14 protein-coding genes are annotated in these 16461 nt (G+C 63.7%); all 14 read right to left on the bottom strand.

Annotation, left to right across the window (positions count from 1 at the left end):
* Positions 1-13: 13 nt before the first annotated feature.
* Positions 14-1642 carry a magnesium transporter gene (mgtE, locus tag CEW83_RS00480; protein WP_108947589.1) on the bottom strand — a complete coding sequence of 543 codons (1629 nt, stop codon included), beginning with the start codon at positions 1640-1642 and terminating at the stop codon, positions 14-16.
* A 227-nt stretch (positions 1643-1869) separates the two neighbouring features.
* The gene (locus CEW83_RS00475) at positions 1870-3051 is read right to left on the bottom strand and encodes an O-succinylhomoserine sulfhydrylase (protein ID WP_108947588.1); all 1182 of its coding nucleotides are present in this window, start codon (positions 3049-3051) and stop codon (positions 1870-1872) included.
* A gap of 5 nt (positions 3052-3056) precedes the next feature.
* A complete protein-coding gene (gene purF / locus CEW83_RS00470; RefSeq protein ID WP_108947587.1) occupies positions 3057-4586 on the bottom strand; it encodes an amidophosphoribosyltransferase in 1530 nt (509 codons plus the stop codon).
* 11 nt (positions 4587-4597) lie between these two features.
* Positions 4598-5089: a CvpA family protein gene (locus tag CEW83_RS00465; RefSeq protein ID WP_108947586.1), complete on the bottom strand. Its 492-nt coding sequence runs from the start codon at positions 5087-5089 to the stop codon at positions 4598-4600.
* 9 nt (positions 5090-5098) lie between these two features.
* Positions 5099-5743: an SPOR domain-containing protein gene (locus CEW83_RS00460; protein WP_108947585.1), complete on the bottom strand. Its 645-nt coding sequence runs from the start codon at positions 5741-5743 to the stop codon at positions 5099-5101.
* A 12-nt stretch (positions 5744-5755) separates the two neighbouring features.
* Positions 5756-7081 (bottom strand): bifunctional tetrahydrofolate synthase/dihydrofolate synthase, encoded by a 1326-nt coding sequence (gene folC / locus CEW83_RS00455; RefSeq protein WP_108947584.1) that lies wholly within the window; start codon positions 7079-7081, stop codon positions 5756-5758.
* The gene (accD, locus tag CEW83_RS00450; RefSeq protein WP_108947583.1) at positions 7074-7946 is read right to left on the bottom strand and encodes an acetyl-CoA carboxylase, carboxyltransferase subunit beta; all 873 of its coding nucleotides are present in this window, start codon (positions 7944-7946) and stop codon (positions 7074-7076) included. Before accD ends, folC begins: the two co-directional genes overlap by 8 nt.
* On the bottom strand, positions 7943-8758 hold the full coding sequence (gene trpA, locus CEW83_RS00445) for a tryptophan synthase subunit alpha (protein WP_108951102.1): 816 nt from the start codon (positions 8756-8758) through the stop codon (positions 7943-7945). Before trpA ends, accD begins: the two co-directional genes overlap by 4 nt.
* Before the next feature lie 43 nt (positions 8759-8801).
* The gene (gene trpB / locus CEW83_RS00440; protein ID WP_108951101.1) at positions 8802-10016 is read right to left on the bottom strand and encodes a tryptophan synthase subunit beta; all 1215 of its coding nucleotides are present in this window, start codon (positions 10014-10016) and stop codon (positions 8802-8804) included.
* Positions 10003-10626 (bottom strand): phosphoribosylanthranilate isomerase, encoded by a 624-nt coding sequence (locus tag CEW83_RS00435; protein WP_108947582.1) that lies wholly within the window; start codon positions 10624-10626, stop codon positions 10003-10005. The genes trpB and CEW83_RS00435 overlap by 14 nt, the downstream gene beginning before the upstream one ends.
* Positions 10627-11424 carry a tRNA pseudouridine(38-40) synthase TruA gene (gene truA, locus CEW83_RS00430; RefSeq protein ID WP_108951100.1) on the bottom strand — a complete coding sequence of 266 codons (798 nt, stop codon included), beginning with the start codon at positions 11422-11424 and terminating at the stop codon, positions 10627-10629.
* Positions 11418-12011 (bottom strand): CbiQ family ECF transporter T component, encoded by a 594-nt coding sequence (locus CEW83_RS00425; protein ID WP_108947581.1) that lies wholly within the window; start codon positions 12009-12011, stop codon positions 11418-11420. The genes truA and CEW83_RS00425 overlap by 7 nt, the downstream gene beginning before the upstream one ends.
* Positions 12012-12069: 58 nt before the next feature.
* Positions 12070-15117 carry a FimV/HubP family polar landmark protein gene (locus tag CEW83_RS00420; RefSeq protein WP_108947580.1) on the bottom strand — a complete coding sequence of 1016 codons (3048 nt, stop codon included), beginning with the start codon at positions 15115-15117 and terminating at the stop codon, positions 12070-12072.
* Positions 15118-15310: 193 nt separating this feature from the next.
* Positions 15311-16444 (bottom strand): aspartate-semialdehyde dehydrogenase, encoded by a 1134-nt coding sequence (gene asd / locus CEW83_RS00415; RefSeq protein ID WP_108947579.1) that lies wholly within the window; start codon positions 16442-16444, stop codon positions 15311-15313.
* Positions 16445-16461: the final 17 nt, after the last annotated feature.

The raw sequence follows: 16461 nt of genomic DNA, 5'->3' as shown, positions 1-16461 counted from the left end.
CTGCAGACCGGGACTACAGCACGATCGAGGCGAGCCCGAGAAAGGCAAAGAAACCGATGACGTCGGTCACGGTCGTCAGAATCACCCCGCCCGCCAGCGCGGGGTCGATTCCCATGCGATCGAGAACCATCGGTACCACCAGACCCGCGAGCGCAGCAAACAGCAGATTGATCAGAATCGCCGCGCCAATGACACCGCCGATCTGCCAGTCGCCAAACCAGGCGACGGCCAGCAATGCCACGACGACCGCCCACAGCAATCCGTTCAGCAGCGCGATGCCGATTTCCTTCGCGAGCAGGGCCCGCGCGTTGCTGCCCCCGACCTGACCAAGCGCCATGCCGCGAATCACCAGCGTCAGCGTCTGGCTGCCGGCGATGCCCCCCATGCTGGCAACAATCGGCATCAGCACGGCGAGCGCAACCACGCGCTCGAGCGTCGTCTGGAACAGCCCGATCACCCAGGCGGCAAGGAAGGCGGTCACGAGATTGATCCCGAGCCAGACCGCCCGTCGCCGGGAACTGGTCAGTACGGGGGCAAACATGTCGGCCTCCTCGTCCAGACCGGCCATGTGCATCATGGCGCGATCCGAGCTTTCGCGGATCAGATCGACCACGTCATCGACGGTAATCCGCCCGAGCAGCAAGCCGTTCTCGTCCACCACCGGGGCAGACAGCAGGTCGTGATCCTGAAACAGGCGCGCGACCTCATCGGAGGACGTGGTCACCGCGATGACCGGAAGCTCGGTTTCCATCACCTCGGCCACCTTGAACTCCGGCTTGGCCGTCACCAGCGCACTGAGCCTGAGCACGCCCTGATAGATGCCCTTGCGGTCGACCACCATCAGCATGTCGGTCTGCACCGGCAACGATTTGATCAGGCGCAGATAGCCGAGCACGGTTGCCAGACGCACATCGGGCCGCACCACGATCTGATCCGCGTTCATCAGGCCACCCGCCGAATCCTCGGGATAGGACAGCATCGACTCGAGCTTCTCGCGGCGACGGCCGTAGGTGGCGCGCATCAGTTGCTGCCCGTTCTCGTCGGGCAAGGCCTGAATAAGGTCGACGAGATCGTCGAGATCGAGCCTTTCAGCCGCGATCACCAGATCCTCGTGATCCATTTCGAGCGCCAGCGCAGCGCAGCTCTCACCATGCAGATAGGTCAGAACCTTGCCCGCGCGATCGGCCTCGACCATGCCCCACGCCGCGACACGCTCCTTTGGCGGGAGTGACTCCAGCAATCCGGCAGCCTTCGCCGGGTGCATGTCGCGCAGAATCTTGCCTACGCGTTTGAGCTTGCCCTGCGCCAGCGCGCCCCGCACTTCCCGGATCTGAGTTGCCGCGGACGACTCCTCGCTTTCCGCTTCCTCTTCCTGATGACTGGCATGGTCGCCCGACTCGCTGACCAGATGGCGCCCGAGTGCGGGATTGAGGTGAGCGAGAATGCGCGCCTCATGCCCGGAATCGACCTGTTGCCACACGGCAAGGCGCTGCTCGGGATCGAGCACCTCGAGCAGCCCGGCGATCTTCGCATGATGCATCTGATGCAGCATCTTTCGAACACGCTTGTACTTCCCGTGTTCGAGTGCCGCGATGATCTGCTCGATCTCGGTATGTACGCTGCCCGTTGTGTGATCCGTCATTCAAGTCGCCCATGTTGTCAGGTGCCGAAGGCGCAGATCGCATACGCCCTGCCACCGTCAGTCTACGCAAATCGCCCGCAACACGCACCGCAATCGCGATGCCGGGCCGCCTGCAGGCATTCCTCGACAGTCACTGCTGCACAGCCGCGACGGAACAACGTGACGAAAAAAAAAGCGCCGGTCATGCAACCAGCGCTTTCTGGGGTACGGCACGCCTGCAGCGGGAGTCAGCCTGCGAGTCCTCGAGCCAGATCGGCCTTGAGGTCGTCAATCGACTCCAGCCCCACGGCGATGCGCAACAGTCCGTCGCCAATGCCCGCTGCGGCACGCGCTTCGGGCGAGATGCGCCCATGCGTCGTGGTCGCAGGATGCGTGATCGTGGTCTTGGTGTCGCCGAGATTGGCGGTGATCGAAATCATCTTGGTGGAGTCGACCACCCTCCATGCCGCCTCGCGCCCACCCTTGACCTCGAAGCTCAGAATGGCACCGCCACTCTTCTGCTGTCTCATTGCCAGCTCATGCTGCGGGTGCGAAGGCAGCCCGGGGTAGAAGACGCGCGCGACGCCCGGCTGGGCCTCAAGCCAGCGCGCCAACTCAAGCGCGCTCGCGGACTGCGCATCCATGCGGATGCGAAGTGTTTCGAGGCCCTTGAGGATGACCCAGGCATTGAACGGTGACAGCGTCGGTCCCGCAGTGCGCAAGAACTTGAACACCTCGTCGGTAATGACCTTCGGACCCACAACAGCGCCACCGAGCACGCGTCCCTGCCCATCCAGATACTTGGTCGCCGAATGCACGACCACGTCTGCGCCGAGTTCGAGCGGACGCTGCAACACCGGCGAACAGAAGCAGTTATCGACCGCAAGAATGGCCCCTGCTTCGTGAGCGACCGCGGCAACCGCTGCGATATCAACAACCTCGGTCAGCGGATTGGACGGCGTCTCGATGAAGAACAGCTTGGTGGAAGCACGCACGGCGTCGCGGTAGGCGGCAAGATCGGTCGCCGGCACGAAGGTGGTCTCGATGCCGAACTTGCTCAGGACGTTGCCAAAGAGTTGCTGAGTGGAACCGAACAGCCCCAGCGACGCCACCACATGATCGCCCGCCTGCAGCATCGACATGGCCAGCGACAGGATCGCGGACATGCCGGACGCCGTCGCGATGCAGGCCTCGCCGCCTTCGAGCGCAGCCAGACGCGTCTGCATCGCGGTCACCGTCGGGTTCGAGAAACGGGCATAGACGTTGCCTTCTTCCGCACCCGAAAAGCGCGCTGCGGCCTGGGCTGCGTTGTCGAACACGAAGCTCGAGGTCAGGTACATCGCCTCGCTGTGCTCGTTGAACTGACTGCGGTCGATTCCGGCACGCACCGCAAGCGTGTCCAGATCGTAGTTGTCTTTGCTATCGGCCATCGATGTCACTGGTCCGGATGCGTAATGAGGTTCAGGTCCATCTGGTCGCTGTCACTGTCCTCGCGCGAGGCCGGCTTGACCTCACAACGCTGGTTCTCAACCCCGCTGAGGTACTCGGCCGTGATGTCGCCCGTCACATAGATGCCGTCGAAACAGGACGTCTCGAAGAACTTGATCGACGGATTCAGTGCGCGCACCGATGCCTTGAGGTCATCGAGATCCTGATAGATCAGGCCATCGGCTCCGATCTGCCGACAGATCTCGGCTTCGTCGCGATCGCTCGCAATCAGCTCACCGCGGGTCGGCATGTCGATGCCGTATACGTTCGCGTAACGAACAGGCGGTGCTGCAGAAGCCAGATAGACCTTGCTCGCACCGGCCTCGCGAGCCATGTTGACGATTTCCTTGCTGGTCGTTCCGCGCACGATCGAATCATCCACCAGCAGCACGCTCTTGCCCTTGAACTCCTGATGAATGGTGTTGAGCTTCTGGCGCACCGACTTCCGCCGCGTCGCCTGCCCCGGCATGATGAAGGTGCGGCCGATGTAGCGGTTCTTGACGAAGCCTTCGCGATAGGGAAGGTTCAGCCGGTGAGCCATTTCCATCGCCGACGGCCGGCTCGAATCCGGAATCGGGATGACCACGTCGATGTGGACGTTCGGCAGCGTGCGCTTCATCTTCTCGGCAAGGAACTCGCCCATCTTGACTCGCGACTCGTACACCGACACCCCGTCAATGATCGAGTCCGGACGCGCGAGGTAGACGAATTCGAACATGCACGGTGCTTCGACCGTCTTCTCGGCACATTGACGGCTGCGGAAATTGCCGTCGATATCGACCAGAACGGCCTCACCGGGCGCGACGTCGCGCAGCAACTTGAAGCCGAGCACATCGAGTGCAACCGACTCGGAGGCCACCATCCACTCCGTTCCAGCGTCGACGTCATTGCGTCCGATCACCAGCGGACGAATGCCGAACGGATCACGGAAGGCGAGCAGACCATAGCCTGCAATCATCACGACGGCCGCGTAGGCGCCACGACAGCGGCGGTGTACGCCTGCCACCGCACGGAAGACCGCGTCTTCGTCGAGTTTGAGGCCGTTGGCTGCCGCCTGCAGTTCGTGCGCCAGCACGTTGAGCAACACTTCCGAATCGGAGTTGGTGTTGATGTGACGCAGATCGGCAAGAAACATCTCGCGCTTGAGTTCTTCCGAATTCGTCAGGTTGCCGTTGTGTGCCAGCAGCAGCCCGAAAGGCGAATTGACGTAGAAAGGCTGAGCCTCGGCAGCGTTGTACGCCGAGCCTGCCGTGGGGTAACGAACATGGCCGATGCCCCAGTTACCTTCCAGGTTTCGCATGTTGCGCGTACGGAACACGTCCCGCACCAGGCCGGAACCCTTGTGCATGTGAAAACGACCGCCCTCGGCCGTGGCGATCCCCGCCGCGTCCTGGCCCCGGTGCTGAAGCACCTGAAGACCGTCATAGAGCAACTGATTAACCGGGGAAGTCGCGACGACCCCAAGAATTCCGCACATGGAAACCCTGCCTATCTGAAACGAACTCTGTCGGCTACCGCATCCGGTAGCCACGGTTTGGCAGCAATCACTGCCGTCTCCAGCGGCGGCGAAAACATCGCATTTGCCCACCACGGCTCACGCGACACCCCCACCAGACCACCAATCAACACAACTGCGAACGTGATCGCCAGGCCGCGGGCCAGGCCGAACAGTGCGCCAAAAAAACGGTCGGTTGCGCCCAGGCCAGCAGCCTTGAGCAACTCTCGCAACAGGAAGCGCAAAAACGCCGCCAGCAACAGCACAACGACGACGATTGCGGCAAAGCCCGCAATCTGCCGCCATGCGGGGTCACTGATGATGCCGCTCAGCAAGCCCGCCGCTTCGCCCGAGTAACGCCACGCGGCCAGCAATGCGGCAAGCCACGCCACCAGGGCCATGACCTCGCTCACCAGCCCGCGCCACAATCCGACGGCAGCCGACAGGCCGAGCACGGCCAGAAAAACGTAGTCGAAAACCGTCATTGCAACCAATCAGCGCGCCGCGAGCACCGCGTTGTGTCCCTGCGAACGCAGTTTCGCTGCGAGCTTCTCGGCGTCGCTCCGCGCCGGCACCGGGCCGACACGAACGCGCGTAACCTTGCCTGCCTTTTCAGTGTAGGCGGCGAAGCCCTTCTTTTTCAGCTCGGCGGCCAGCGCCGATGCCTTGACTTCGTCACTGAAAGCACCAATCTGAATGACGAAGGATTCGGATGAAGCCACCGCTGCCGGAACGGCCGCACCGCTCAGCAAGGCCTTTACCCTGGCGGCTTCCTCTTCTTCGCGCGAAGGCGACGCGGCTGGCTTAGGGGCTGCGGCCGGCGCTTCTGCGACCGGCGCGGGCGCCGGAGCGGTCGCGGCAACGGCAGGCGGCGGTGAATTGCCGGGCGGCTGTTCCACGGGCGCGGGCGCCACATCAGGCTCGCTAGCCACCGCAGGCTGGCTGGGCGCAATCGGGCGCGCCTGGCTGGCGGTCGCGTCGCGGTCGGGAATCGAGATCTGGATATCCTGGGAGGACAGTTGTGGCTCCTGGTCCATTGCCATCGGCAATACGATCGCGGCCAGCAGCGCGAGCGCGGCCGCACCTACCAGGCGCCTGCGTGCCCGCTTCTTGATCTCGAGGTTGTCTGCGTCACTCACCGGAAAACCTCTTCAGTGCCGCTCTGCACGAATCGTTGCCAGCACATCGGCCACTGTCAGGAATGAACCAAAGACGACGATTCTATCACCCTCCTCAACACTTTTCCGCGCTGCGGAAAATGCCTCGGCAGGCGTTTTGAAACATTGAATGTCGCCTTTCGCCTCTGCAGCGCGCACGCGCACGGCAAGCTCGTCCGCGCTCAGTCCGCGCGGGCCAGGCAGATCGGCGAGAAACCAGCGGTCCACCCGGTCTCGCAGTCGTGCAACGACGCCTTCGACATCCTTGTCGCCGAACATGCCCAGCACGGCGGCAGTTTCGGGGTGGAAACTCATGCCCGCAAGGTTCTCGGACAACACGCCGGCCGCCTGCGGATTGTGCGCAACATCGAGGACGACCGTAGGCCGCCCGGCAAGCACCTGGAAGCGGCCCGGCACCTCGACCAGCATCAGACCTTCACGAACGGCCTGCATCGACACCGGAATCCGGTCACGCAGAGTGTCGAGCGCGGTCATGACCGCCGCGGCGTTGAGCAGCTGATTGGCGCCGCGCAGGGACGGATAGGCCAGTCCCCCGCGCTTGGTCAGCGCACCGCTGGCCTGTGGCGCCGCGTAGCGCCAGTAACCCCACTGCTGCCGGTCACCGCCGAACCCGAAATCGCGCCCGCTGATCCACAACTGCGTACCGATCGCGGCCGCGTGATCAACCAGCGACTGCGGCGGCTGCGGATCGCCGAACACGGCCGGCCGGCCGGCACGAAAGATGCCCGCCTTCTCGAAGCCGATTGCTTCCCGGGTGTCACCCAGGTAGTCCATGTGATCCATGGCCACCCCGGTAACGATCGCGCAGTCGGAGTCGAACACGTTGACCGCGTCCAGGCGGCCTCCGAGCCCGACTTCGAGGATGACCACGTCGAGCCCTTGCGTGCGGAACACTTCCCACGCGGCCAGCGTGCCATGCTCGAAATAGGTCAGCGGGGTGTCGCCCCGCGCGTGCTCGACGGCATCGAAGGCCGCGACCAGCGCGGCATCCTCGACATCCTTGCCATCAATGCGCACCCGTTCGTTGTAGCGCAACAGGTGGGGCGAGGTGTAGCAGCCGACGCGGTAGCCTTCGGCGAGCAGAATGGATTCGAGCATCGCGCATGTCGAGCCCTTGCCATTGGTACCGCCGACCGTGATCACCACGAGGCCTTCGGGGTCCGGGCCGAGCGCCGCCCACACCGCACCCACCCGCTCGAGTCCGAGCTGGATGGTCTGGGTGTGACGTGATTCGAGCAGCGCGAGCCACTTGTCGACCGTATCCGGCGTGACGCCGCTCACTTCCTGAAGATCAGGCATGGACGGCGGGCTGTCGGCTGAGCAGCGCAAGAATTTCGGCAATGCGCTGACGCAGTTCGCGACGATCGACAATCATGTCGATCGCACCCTTCTCAAGCAGAAACTCGGAGCGCTGGAAGCCGTCCGGGAGGGTCTCGCGCACGGTCTGTTCAATGACGCGTGGGCCGGCGAAGCCGATCAGCGCACCGGGCTCGGCAATCACCACATCGCCCATGAAGGCAAAGCTCGCCGAGACGCCGCCCATGGTCGGATCGGTCAGCAGGGAGATGAAGGGCAGCTTGCGTTGCGCCAGCTGGGTAATGACGGCCGTCGTCTTCGCCATCTGCATCAGCGAGAACAGCCCTTCCTGCATGCGCGCGCCGCCGGTTGCGGTAATGCAGATGAACGGGATTCGCTGCTCGAGTGCAGCCTTTGCACCGCGCACGAAACGCTCCCCGACCACCGACCCCATCGAACCGCCGAGAAATTCGAACTCGAAGCAGGCAACGACCACAGGCACGGTAAGAATCGCACCCTGCATCACCACCATTGCGTCAGCTTCGCCGGTATCGGCCGCGGCGGTAGACAGGCGCTCGGGGTACTTGCGGGAGTCCTTGAACTTGAGCGGATCGACCGGAATCACCTCCGCACCGATCTCATGCCGGCCTTCCGGATCAAGCAACTGGTCGAGACGCGTACGCGCACGGACACGCTGATGGTGGCCGCACTTGGGACAGACGCTCATGTTGCTTTCGAGATCGGAGCGATAGAGCACCGCCTCGCAGGCCGGGCACTTGCTCCACAGCCCTTCCGGAATCGATTTGTTTCGTGCGCCCGGATCATTGCGTTTGATCTTGGGCGGCAGCAGTTTCTGCAACCAGCTCATTGTTTGGCTCCTGCAATCTCATCCAGTGCGGCACGAATGCCGCGGATGAAGGCGGATACATTGGACACCACCGCGTCTCGGGGACTGCGCTCGATCTCTTCGATGATGCGACTGCCGATCACCACCGCGTCGGCCACTTCACCAATGCGCTTGGCGCTCTCGGCATCACGGATGCCGAATCCGACACCAACAGGCATGCCCACTGCGGCGCGGATCTGGGGAATGCGCCGTGCCACTTCGTCGAAGTCGAGATTCCCCGACCCCGTCACGCCCTTGAGCGACACGTAGTAGATATAGCCGCTGCCGGCTTCGGCGACATCGCGGAAGCGCTGCTCGGACGACGTCGGTGCCAGCAGGAAGATCGGATCGAGCCCGGCGGCCTTGGACAGCGCAGCAAAGCGGGTGCATTCTTCGGGCGGATAGTCCACCACCAGCACACCATCGACCCCCGCTTCGCTGGCGACTGCGATGAAGGTGTCCTCACCCATCGCCTCGATCGGATTGGCATAACCCATCAGCACGACCGGCGTCGTCTGATCCTCGGCGCGGAAGGTGCGCACGATCGCAAGCACCTTGCGCAGGGTCATGCCCGCAGCGAGCGCGCGTTCGGAAGCACGCTGAATGGTCGGGCCGTCGGCCATCGGGTCGGAGAACGGGACGCCAAGCTCGATGATGTCGGCGCCGCCGGCAACCATCGCATGCATCAAGGGCACAGTGAGCTCGCCGTCCGGGTCGCCCGCAGTGATGAATGGAATCAACGCCTTGCGACCCTCGGCCTGCAAACGCTGAAAGGTGGTCTGGATTTTCGACATGATGAAGTCCGGCAATGCGGACCGCAGGGCGGTCCGCAGCGGGTTAGAACTGGATTCCCGAACGCTCGGCAACCGTGTGCATGTCCTTGTCGCCACGTCCGGAAAGGTTCACGAGCAGAACCTTGTCCTTGGGCAAGGTCGCTGCGAGCTTTGCCGCATGCGCAAGGGCATGCGAGGACTCGAGCGCCGGGATGATGCCTTCGAAGCGGCACAGATCGTGGAAGGCCTGAAGCGCCTCACTGTCCGTCACCGCGACATACTCGGCACGTGAAGAATCCTTCAGCCACGCATGTTCTGGGCCGACGCCGGGGTAGTCGAGACCGGCGGAAATCGAATGCGTCTCGGTGATCTGGCCGTCCTCATCCTGCATCAGATAGGTGCGGTTGCCGTGCAGCACGCCAGGCTTGACGTTGGCGGTCAGCGGTGCGGCGTGACGCCCGGTCTCGATCCCGTCACCTGCCGCTTCGACACCGATCAGGCGTACGCCCTCGACACCGATGTAGGGATGGAAGATGCCCATGGCGTTGGAGCCGCCACCGACGCAGGCAATCACGTAGTCAGGCTGGCGCCCGGCCGCCTCCGGCATCTGCACCAGGCATTCCTTGCCGATGACGGTCTGGAAGTCCCGCACCATCATCGGATAGGGATGCGGCCCCGCAACCGTACCAATGATGTAGAAAGTGTTGGCGATGTTGGTCACCCAGTCGCGCATGGCCTCGTTCAGCGCATCCTTGAGCGTCTTGGAGCCCGACTCGACGGGAACCACGGTCGCACCGAGGAGCTTCATGCGATAGACGTTGGCCGCCTGCCGCTTGACGTCTTCCGAGCCCATGTAGACCACGCACTCCATGCCGTAGCGGGCAGCAACCGTTGCCGTTGCCACGCCGTGCTGTCCGGCACCGGTTTCTGCGATCACGCGCGGCTTGCCCATGCGCCGGGCCACCATCGCCTGACCGATGCAGTTATTCACCTTGTGGGCACCGGTGTGATTGAGGTCTTCGCGCTTCAGGTAGATCTGCGCGCCGCCGAGCAGGTCGGACCAGCGCTTGGCATGGTAAATCGGGCTTGGGCGCCCGACGTAGTGCTTCAGATCGTGCTCGAACTCGGCGATGAAAGCCGGATCGGCCATACATTCGGCGTACGCCAGACGCAACTCTTCGAGCGCGGGCATGAGCGTCTCTGCGACAAAGACGCCGCCGTACGGACCGAAGTGGCCCTTCTCATCCGGAAACTGGTACTGCATGTCAGCCATCTGCATCTCGAACTCCGGCAATGAACGCAGCCATCATGGCTGCGTCCTTGATTCCCTTGGCCACTTCAACACCACTGGACACATCCACAGCCCAGGGGCGCACACGACGAACCGCCTCACGCACGTTTTCCGGATCGAGTCCGCCGGAAAGGATGAGAGGCCTGTCGAGTCCCGCGGGGATGAGGGACCAATCGAAAGTCTTACCTCCCCCGCCATAACCCTCGACAAATGCGTCGAGCAAAATGCCGCGGGCGCCAGGGTGGCAAGCTGCGAATTCTAACAGATCGACCCCCGCCCGCACTCTCGCAGCACGGATCCATGGACGGCCATAGCGAGCACAGTCCGCCTCGGCTTCGTCGCCGTGGAACTGTAGCAGCTGCAAGGGCACGCGGCGCAGGGCCTCATCGACGAATCCGGGATCAGGATTGACGAACAGGCCGACGGCCGTGACAAAGGGCGGCAGCAAGGCTGCGAGTTCGGCCGCCTGATCGAAGCTGACATGGCGCGGGCTGGGCGGATAGAGCACGAAGCCGATGGCGTCGGCACCGGCATCAACCGCCGCGCGGACATCCTGCGGCCGGGTCAGGCCGCAGATCTTGATTCGGGTACGTGACATTCAGAGGAGGGGAAGCTGAGGCTGGGAGATGATACGCCCATCCCCAGGCAGCGGCCAGTCCGGCGGGTACGCCACACCACAGAGGTAAAGCCCGGCCGCCTCGAACGTGGGTGCAGCGATCGAACGGTCACCGCGCTCCAGCACCTCTCCAAGCCACTCCGGCGGGTAGTGTCCCTTGCCGATGTAGACCAGCGCACCCACCAGGTTTCGGACCATGTGATGGAGAAAGCCATTGGCCCGGAAATCGAGCGCCAGATAATCGCCAGCACGCGAAACGCGCGCATCGTACATCACCCGGACGGGCGTCTTCGACTGGCAGCAGGACGCCCGAAAGGCCGAGAAATCGTGCTTCCCCACCAGCAGGCTGGCCGCTTCGACCATGCGCGACTCATCCAGCGGCGGATGAAACCAGCCCACTTTCCCCGCCATCACCGCCGGCCGCGACGGCGAATTGTAGAGAATGTAACGGTACGCGCGTTCGTAGGCGAGAAAACGCGCATGAAAGCGATCGTCGACCTCGACCGCCCACTTCACCACGACCGTCCTCGGCAAATGGGTATTGACCCCGCGCACCCAGGCCGTGACCGGACGACGCGCAGTGGTGTCGAAATGGGCGACCTGTGCGGTCGCATGCACACCGGTATCGGTGCGCCCTGCCACCTGCAGACGTACGAACTCACCCGCAATTCGCTCGATTGCAGCTTCAAGAACATCCTGCACGGTTCGACCATGACGCTGGCTCTGCCAGCCTTCGAATGCATCGCCCGCGTACTCGATACAGAGCGCAATCCTTACCACATCCACCACCCCAACAATCCACCCACCAGAACAAGGACAACAAGGTCTGCCGCCCCAAAACGCTCGCGCACGAGATGGACAGGCGCCACCGGCTCGTCGGTCGCCAACAGCCATTGCTTCCACTCATGACGGCCGCCCCGCGCGTCATCGACGTAACGCAGAACCAGCAGAAGCCTCAGCGCAACGTGCTGCGCCGACAGACCGAGCGCTGCACCCGGCCTGCACAAGGCATACAAGCCGCTCACCAGCCGGTCAGGTGACAGGCGCTCGAGGAGCAAGGCCACGCAGCATACAACCACAAGCAATCGCCCTGCATGAACGAGTGCCAGCGTCAGCCCCTCCCGCGTCGGGCTTAGCACCGGAAAAGCACTTACCAGCGCCTCCCCCGGTGTAAACCACGCGAACAGAACGAATATGGCCAGCAGCAGCACTCGTACGCGACGAATCAGCCGAACGCCGCGCATGCGGGCGAACACGAGCACCAGCACCAGCGTGCCCGCAACCAGCGCGGCCAGCAGCGCACCACTCGCGAGCTGCACGGATGCAACCCCCGCGACCCACAGCAACAGGATCAGCCCCGCGTGCATGCTCAAAAGAAAACGCCGCCGCGAGGCCTGCGCCCCACGGCGGCGACATTGACGGGAATCACCCCAGTTTTTCGATCAGGGTCCGCGCTGCTGCCTGCTGCGCAGGGCCGCCCTCAGCGAGTACCTCGTTGAGCAACTCAAGCGCGCCTTCCTTGTCACCCATCTCGTCGTATGCGCGGGCGAGTTCGAGCTTGGTCTCAACCTCGTGATTGATCTCGCCCTCGGGCTCGGCGGGCGCTGCCGACGGCGGGACCTCACCCTCCTTCACCGCCTCGGGGACCGCCTCGGATTCGGCAGCCGTCTCGGGTGCAGCCCGTTCATCTTCCGACGGCTCGAGGTCCAGATCGATGCTGGTCAGATCCATGCCTGCAGGCTCTGCCGACACAGCATCACCACCAACCGGCGTCTCGAGATCGAAATCGAAATCCAGCAGATCCGCATCGAAGCTGGTCTTCTCAAGATCCATCACGGTATCGTCGGCGTCCGGATCGACATCGTCGGACTGGACCACAGTCGCGCTCATGTCGAATGCGGCCTGCTTGTCATCAGCCGACTTGCCCAGCTCAGGCAGATCGAATTCGAGTGCGGGCTCGTCGGCTGCAGAGAGCGCAACGTCATCGCCCACAACCGTTGCCGTATTCGATGCGGGCGCCGGCGCCTCCTCTGCGGGCTCACCGCCACCGACCTCGAGGGTGAACTCGTCGCCATCCAGCTCCAGATCCATCTCCGAATCCGGAGCAGCGTCGGTGTCCGGTGCGCTATCAGAGAGCGCATCGATCTTGGGCAGGGACGTGTCGTCCGCCTCTGCGACAGGCTCATCCACATCACCGCCAAGATCGAAATCGATCGCATCGACATCGATCGACAGCGGCTCCTCCTGCTCAGCCCCGGCATCGGACGTCTGCTCAGGCGCTTCGGCATCGCCACTGGCGATCTGCCCGAGGTCACCCGGCATGGTCCAGGTAGCCTTGAGCTGCGAAGGACTCGGCTCGACCGGAACCGAAGTCGTGAAGTCGAGACTGGACAGGGTCTGACCGAGCTCGTCAGCCGCATCTTTGGTGTCGGCTTCCACTTCCGGAAGCTTCGCCGCGCTGTCGGCACCTGCAGCCGTCGCCGTTGCAGCGGCAGCAGTCACTGCAGCTGCGGCAGAAACGGGAATGGACGCTGCAGGCAGCTCGGTGGCGGGCGGCACGGTACGCTCGCCTTCTGCCGGGCCTGCACTGTATAGCGGGTTATCGGGGTCCAGCTTGCGCCCCATCTGCGCAGCCTTCTCCCAGTCCGACCCCTGGCCACCAGTGCGCGAATAAAGCTCGCTTGCCGTGGTTTCAAACTGCTTCGGACTCTGACGCTGTGCGAACACCTCAAGCAGTTTGAGATAGATCGCCGTGCGGTTCGGATCAGCCTTGAGCGCATCCTCAAGAATTTCCTCAGCCTGTGCGTCACGGCCATAGGCCATGTACACATCGGCTTCAGCCACCGGATCAACACCTTCATCCGCATCGATCGACGACAGACCGGACTGGCTGAAATCGGTCTGCAGGATGCTGCTGTTGCCGGTATCGACACTCTGACCGCCCGTCGCACCGAATACGGCGCTGCTGTCAGGCGGGAACTCACTCATCAGCGCCGAGCTGTCCAGCGCCTCCATCGCCTGCTTGCGCTGGCGGGAACGGTAGGCGGCAAAACCGAGCAGGAGCGCAATTACGCCACCACCGGCCGCGAGCATGGCGGGATCGGCAAGCAGCGACTGCATGAAGTCGGGTTCAGGTTCGGCCTCAGGGGCTGCTGCCACCGGTGCTGGCGGCACGGGAGCGGGCGCGGGCGCAGGCTCTGCTTGCGGAGGGGAAACCGGCTCGGCGGGCGGCTCGACCGCGGCTGCTTCCACCGCCGGCGCTGCCGGCGTCGCTTCTGCGGGCGGCGTCACTGCGGGTGCGGCAGGCTCCGCAGCCGCCTCAGGCGCTGCGGTCGCAGCAGCGCCGGCAACTGCAGCAGCACCTGCCGTTGCAGCACCGGGTGTTGCAGCGTCGGGCTGCAGCTGCGCCAGCGTACCGCTCTTCAGTTCAAGCAATTTCTGCAGGTCGCGGATGCTCTGCTCAAGCTGAGCAAGGCGTGCGTTCGCCTCTTCGAGGCCCTTTTCACGGGCGACAAGTTCTTCTTCGAGCGCATGCAGGCGGGCAACCGCTGCCTTGTCCATCCCGGCTTCGCCGTCCTGGGTTTTCGAGATCTGCAGCTCGTCACCTGCAACAGCGGGCGCGCGCGCGTCCTCGACCTTGGGTACGATGCGGCCAGCACTTGCCTGCTCGGCCGGCGCCGGAGCCGCCTCACGCACCACCGCAGTCCCCGCAAGGCGCTGGCGATAGGCCTCGAAGTCAGCCGCCTGGGCCACGACCTCACGGCGAGCCTCGGCAGGACTGGTTGCCAGAACCGCGTCGGCGGACGGCATCGTCATGATGGCGCCTGCGCGCAGACGGTTGATGTTGTCACCGTCAAACGCCGAGGGATTGGCACGGAACAGGGCCAGCAGCATCTGGTCGAGATTGGCGCCGTCGGGGCGATTGGCCTCTGCGATGCGGCGCAGGGTGTCGCCACGCTGGACGGTATAGCGGTCCACCGCGGCGGGCCGGGGCGCGGGCGGGGCAGCCATCGGCGCCTGGCGCGGAGCGGCCGCTGGGGCCGGTGCGGCAATGCGCGCAGCCACAGGCTTGGGCGCGGCAATATCGACGGGATCAAGAAGGAAAGTGTATTCGCGCGACAGGCGCCCCGAGGCCCAGTCGAGTTCAATCAGCAACCCGACAAAGGGTTCGTTGATCGGGCGGTCACTGCTGAGCTTGACCACCTGGCGCTGACCGCTGCGCTCAACCGATGCCCGGATCCCGGACAAAAATCCCGGGTAGGGAATGCCGGCCTGTCTGAAGGCATCGGGCGAAGCCACCTTTGCGGTGACCGAACTCAACTCCTGAGGCGTCGCGCTGATCTGGATTTCGGCCCGCAAGGGCTGACCCAAGCCACTGAAAACATTGATCTGACCAAGCCCGGCAGCAAAGCCACCGAGTGGAAACGAGGCGATCGCAGCTGCGATCAGGGATGCCTTAATCGACGTTTTCATAGTTATCCTCAAACCACGCTCCCCTTCACCAAGCCGGCAAAGGGCAATACATCATGGACTTGGGCTAGCAATCTAGCATTTTTATTAAGGACCTGCACCAACTGATTATGTCTAAAGGGGAAAGCAACTTTCCCCCCGAACGGGCGGCCCGGCTCGACCTCATGCAGGCAATCCGGACCGCCACAGTTCATCCTCAGTCTTCAAGCAGAATGCGAAGCATGCGACGCAGCGGCTCGGCGGCACCCCAGAGGAGCTGATCACCGACCGTAAACGCGCCAAGATACTCCGGCCCCATTGCCATCTTGTGCAGGCGCCCGACCGGAACAGCCAAGGTACCGGTCACCGCCGCCGGCGTCAGATCGCGCTCGGAGAGCTCACGCTCGTTCGGCACAACCTTCACCCACTCGTTGGCCCCGGCGATGATCTCGCTGATCTCGTCGAGTGGCACATCCTTCTTCAGCTTGATGGTCAGCGCCTGCGAGTGACAACGCATTGCACCGATCCGCACGCACAGGCCGTCGATAGGGATGCTGCCAGCGGTGCGGAATGCGGGGTTGCCAAGAATCTTGTTGCACTCGGCACCGCCCTTCCACTCCTCTTTCGACTGCCCGTGCTCGACCGGCACATCGATCCACGGAATCAGGCTGCCTGCCAGCGGCGTGTTGCGGAAGTTCTTCTTCGGGAAGGCATCGGAGCGAATCGTCTCCGCAACCTTGCGGTCGATATCGAGGATTGCCGAACCCGGGTCGGCGAGCAGGTCTGCCACCGATGCGTGGATGGTGCCCATCTGCGCGATCAGCTCACGCATGTTCTGCGCACCCGCGCCGGATGCGGCCTGGTAGGTCATCGCGGACACCCACTCGACCAGATCGTTGCGGAACAGGCCGCCGAGACCCATGAGCATCAGCGACACCGTGCAGTTGCCGCCAATCCAGTTGCGGCCACCCTTGGCAAGGGCGTCCTTGATCACATGCATGTTCACCGGATCGAGGATGATCACGGCATCGTCGGCCATGCGCAGCGCGCTGGCAGCATCGATCCAGTGGCCGCTCCAGCCGGACGCACGCAGTTTCGGGAACACCTCCTTGGTGTAATCCCCGCCCTGGCAGGTAATGATGATGTCGCAGGCCTTGAGCGCATCGACGCTCATCGCGTCCTGCAGCGGCAGCGCCGCTTCCTTGCCGCCGAAAACGGGTGCCTTGCCCCCGGCCGCAGAGGTGGAAAAATACACGGGTTCGATATGGGCGAAATCGCCCTCGTCCACCATGCGCTGCATCAGCACGGAACCGACCATGCCACGCCAGCCAACCAGACCTACTCGCTTCATCACATCACCTCGAATCG

It is taken from the genome of Parazoarcus communis (assembly GCF_003111645.1).
GTDB lineage: Bacteria > Pseudomonadota > Gammaproteobacteria > Burkholderiales > Rhodocyclaceae > Parazoarcus > Parazoarcus communis_A.
The sequence above is the reverse complement of the archived record's forward strand: the minus strand, read 5'-3'. Positions and strand labels throughout refer to the sequence as shown.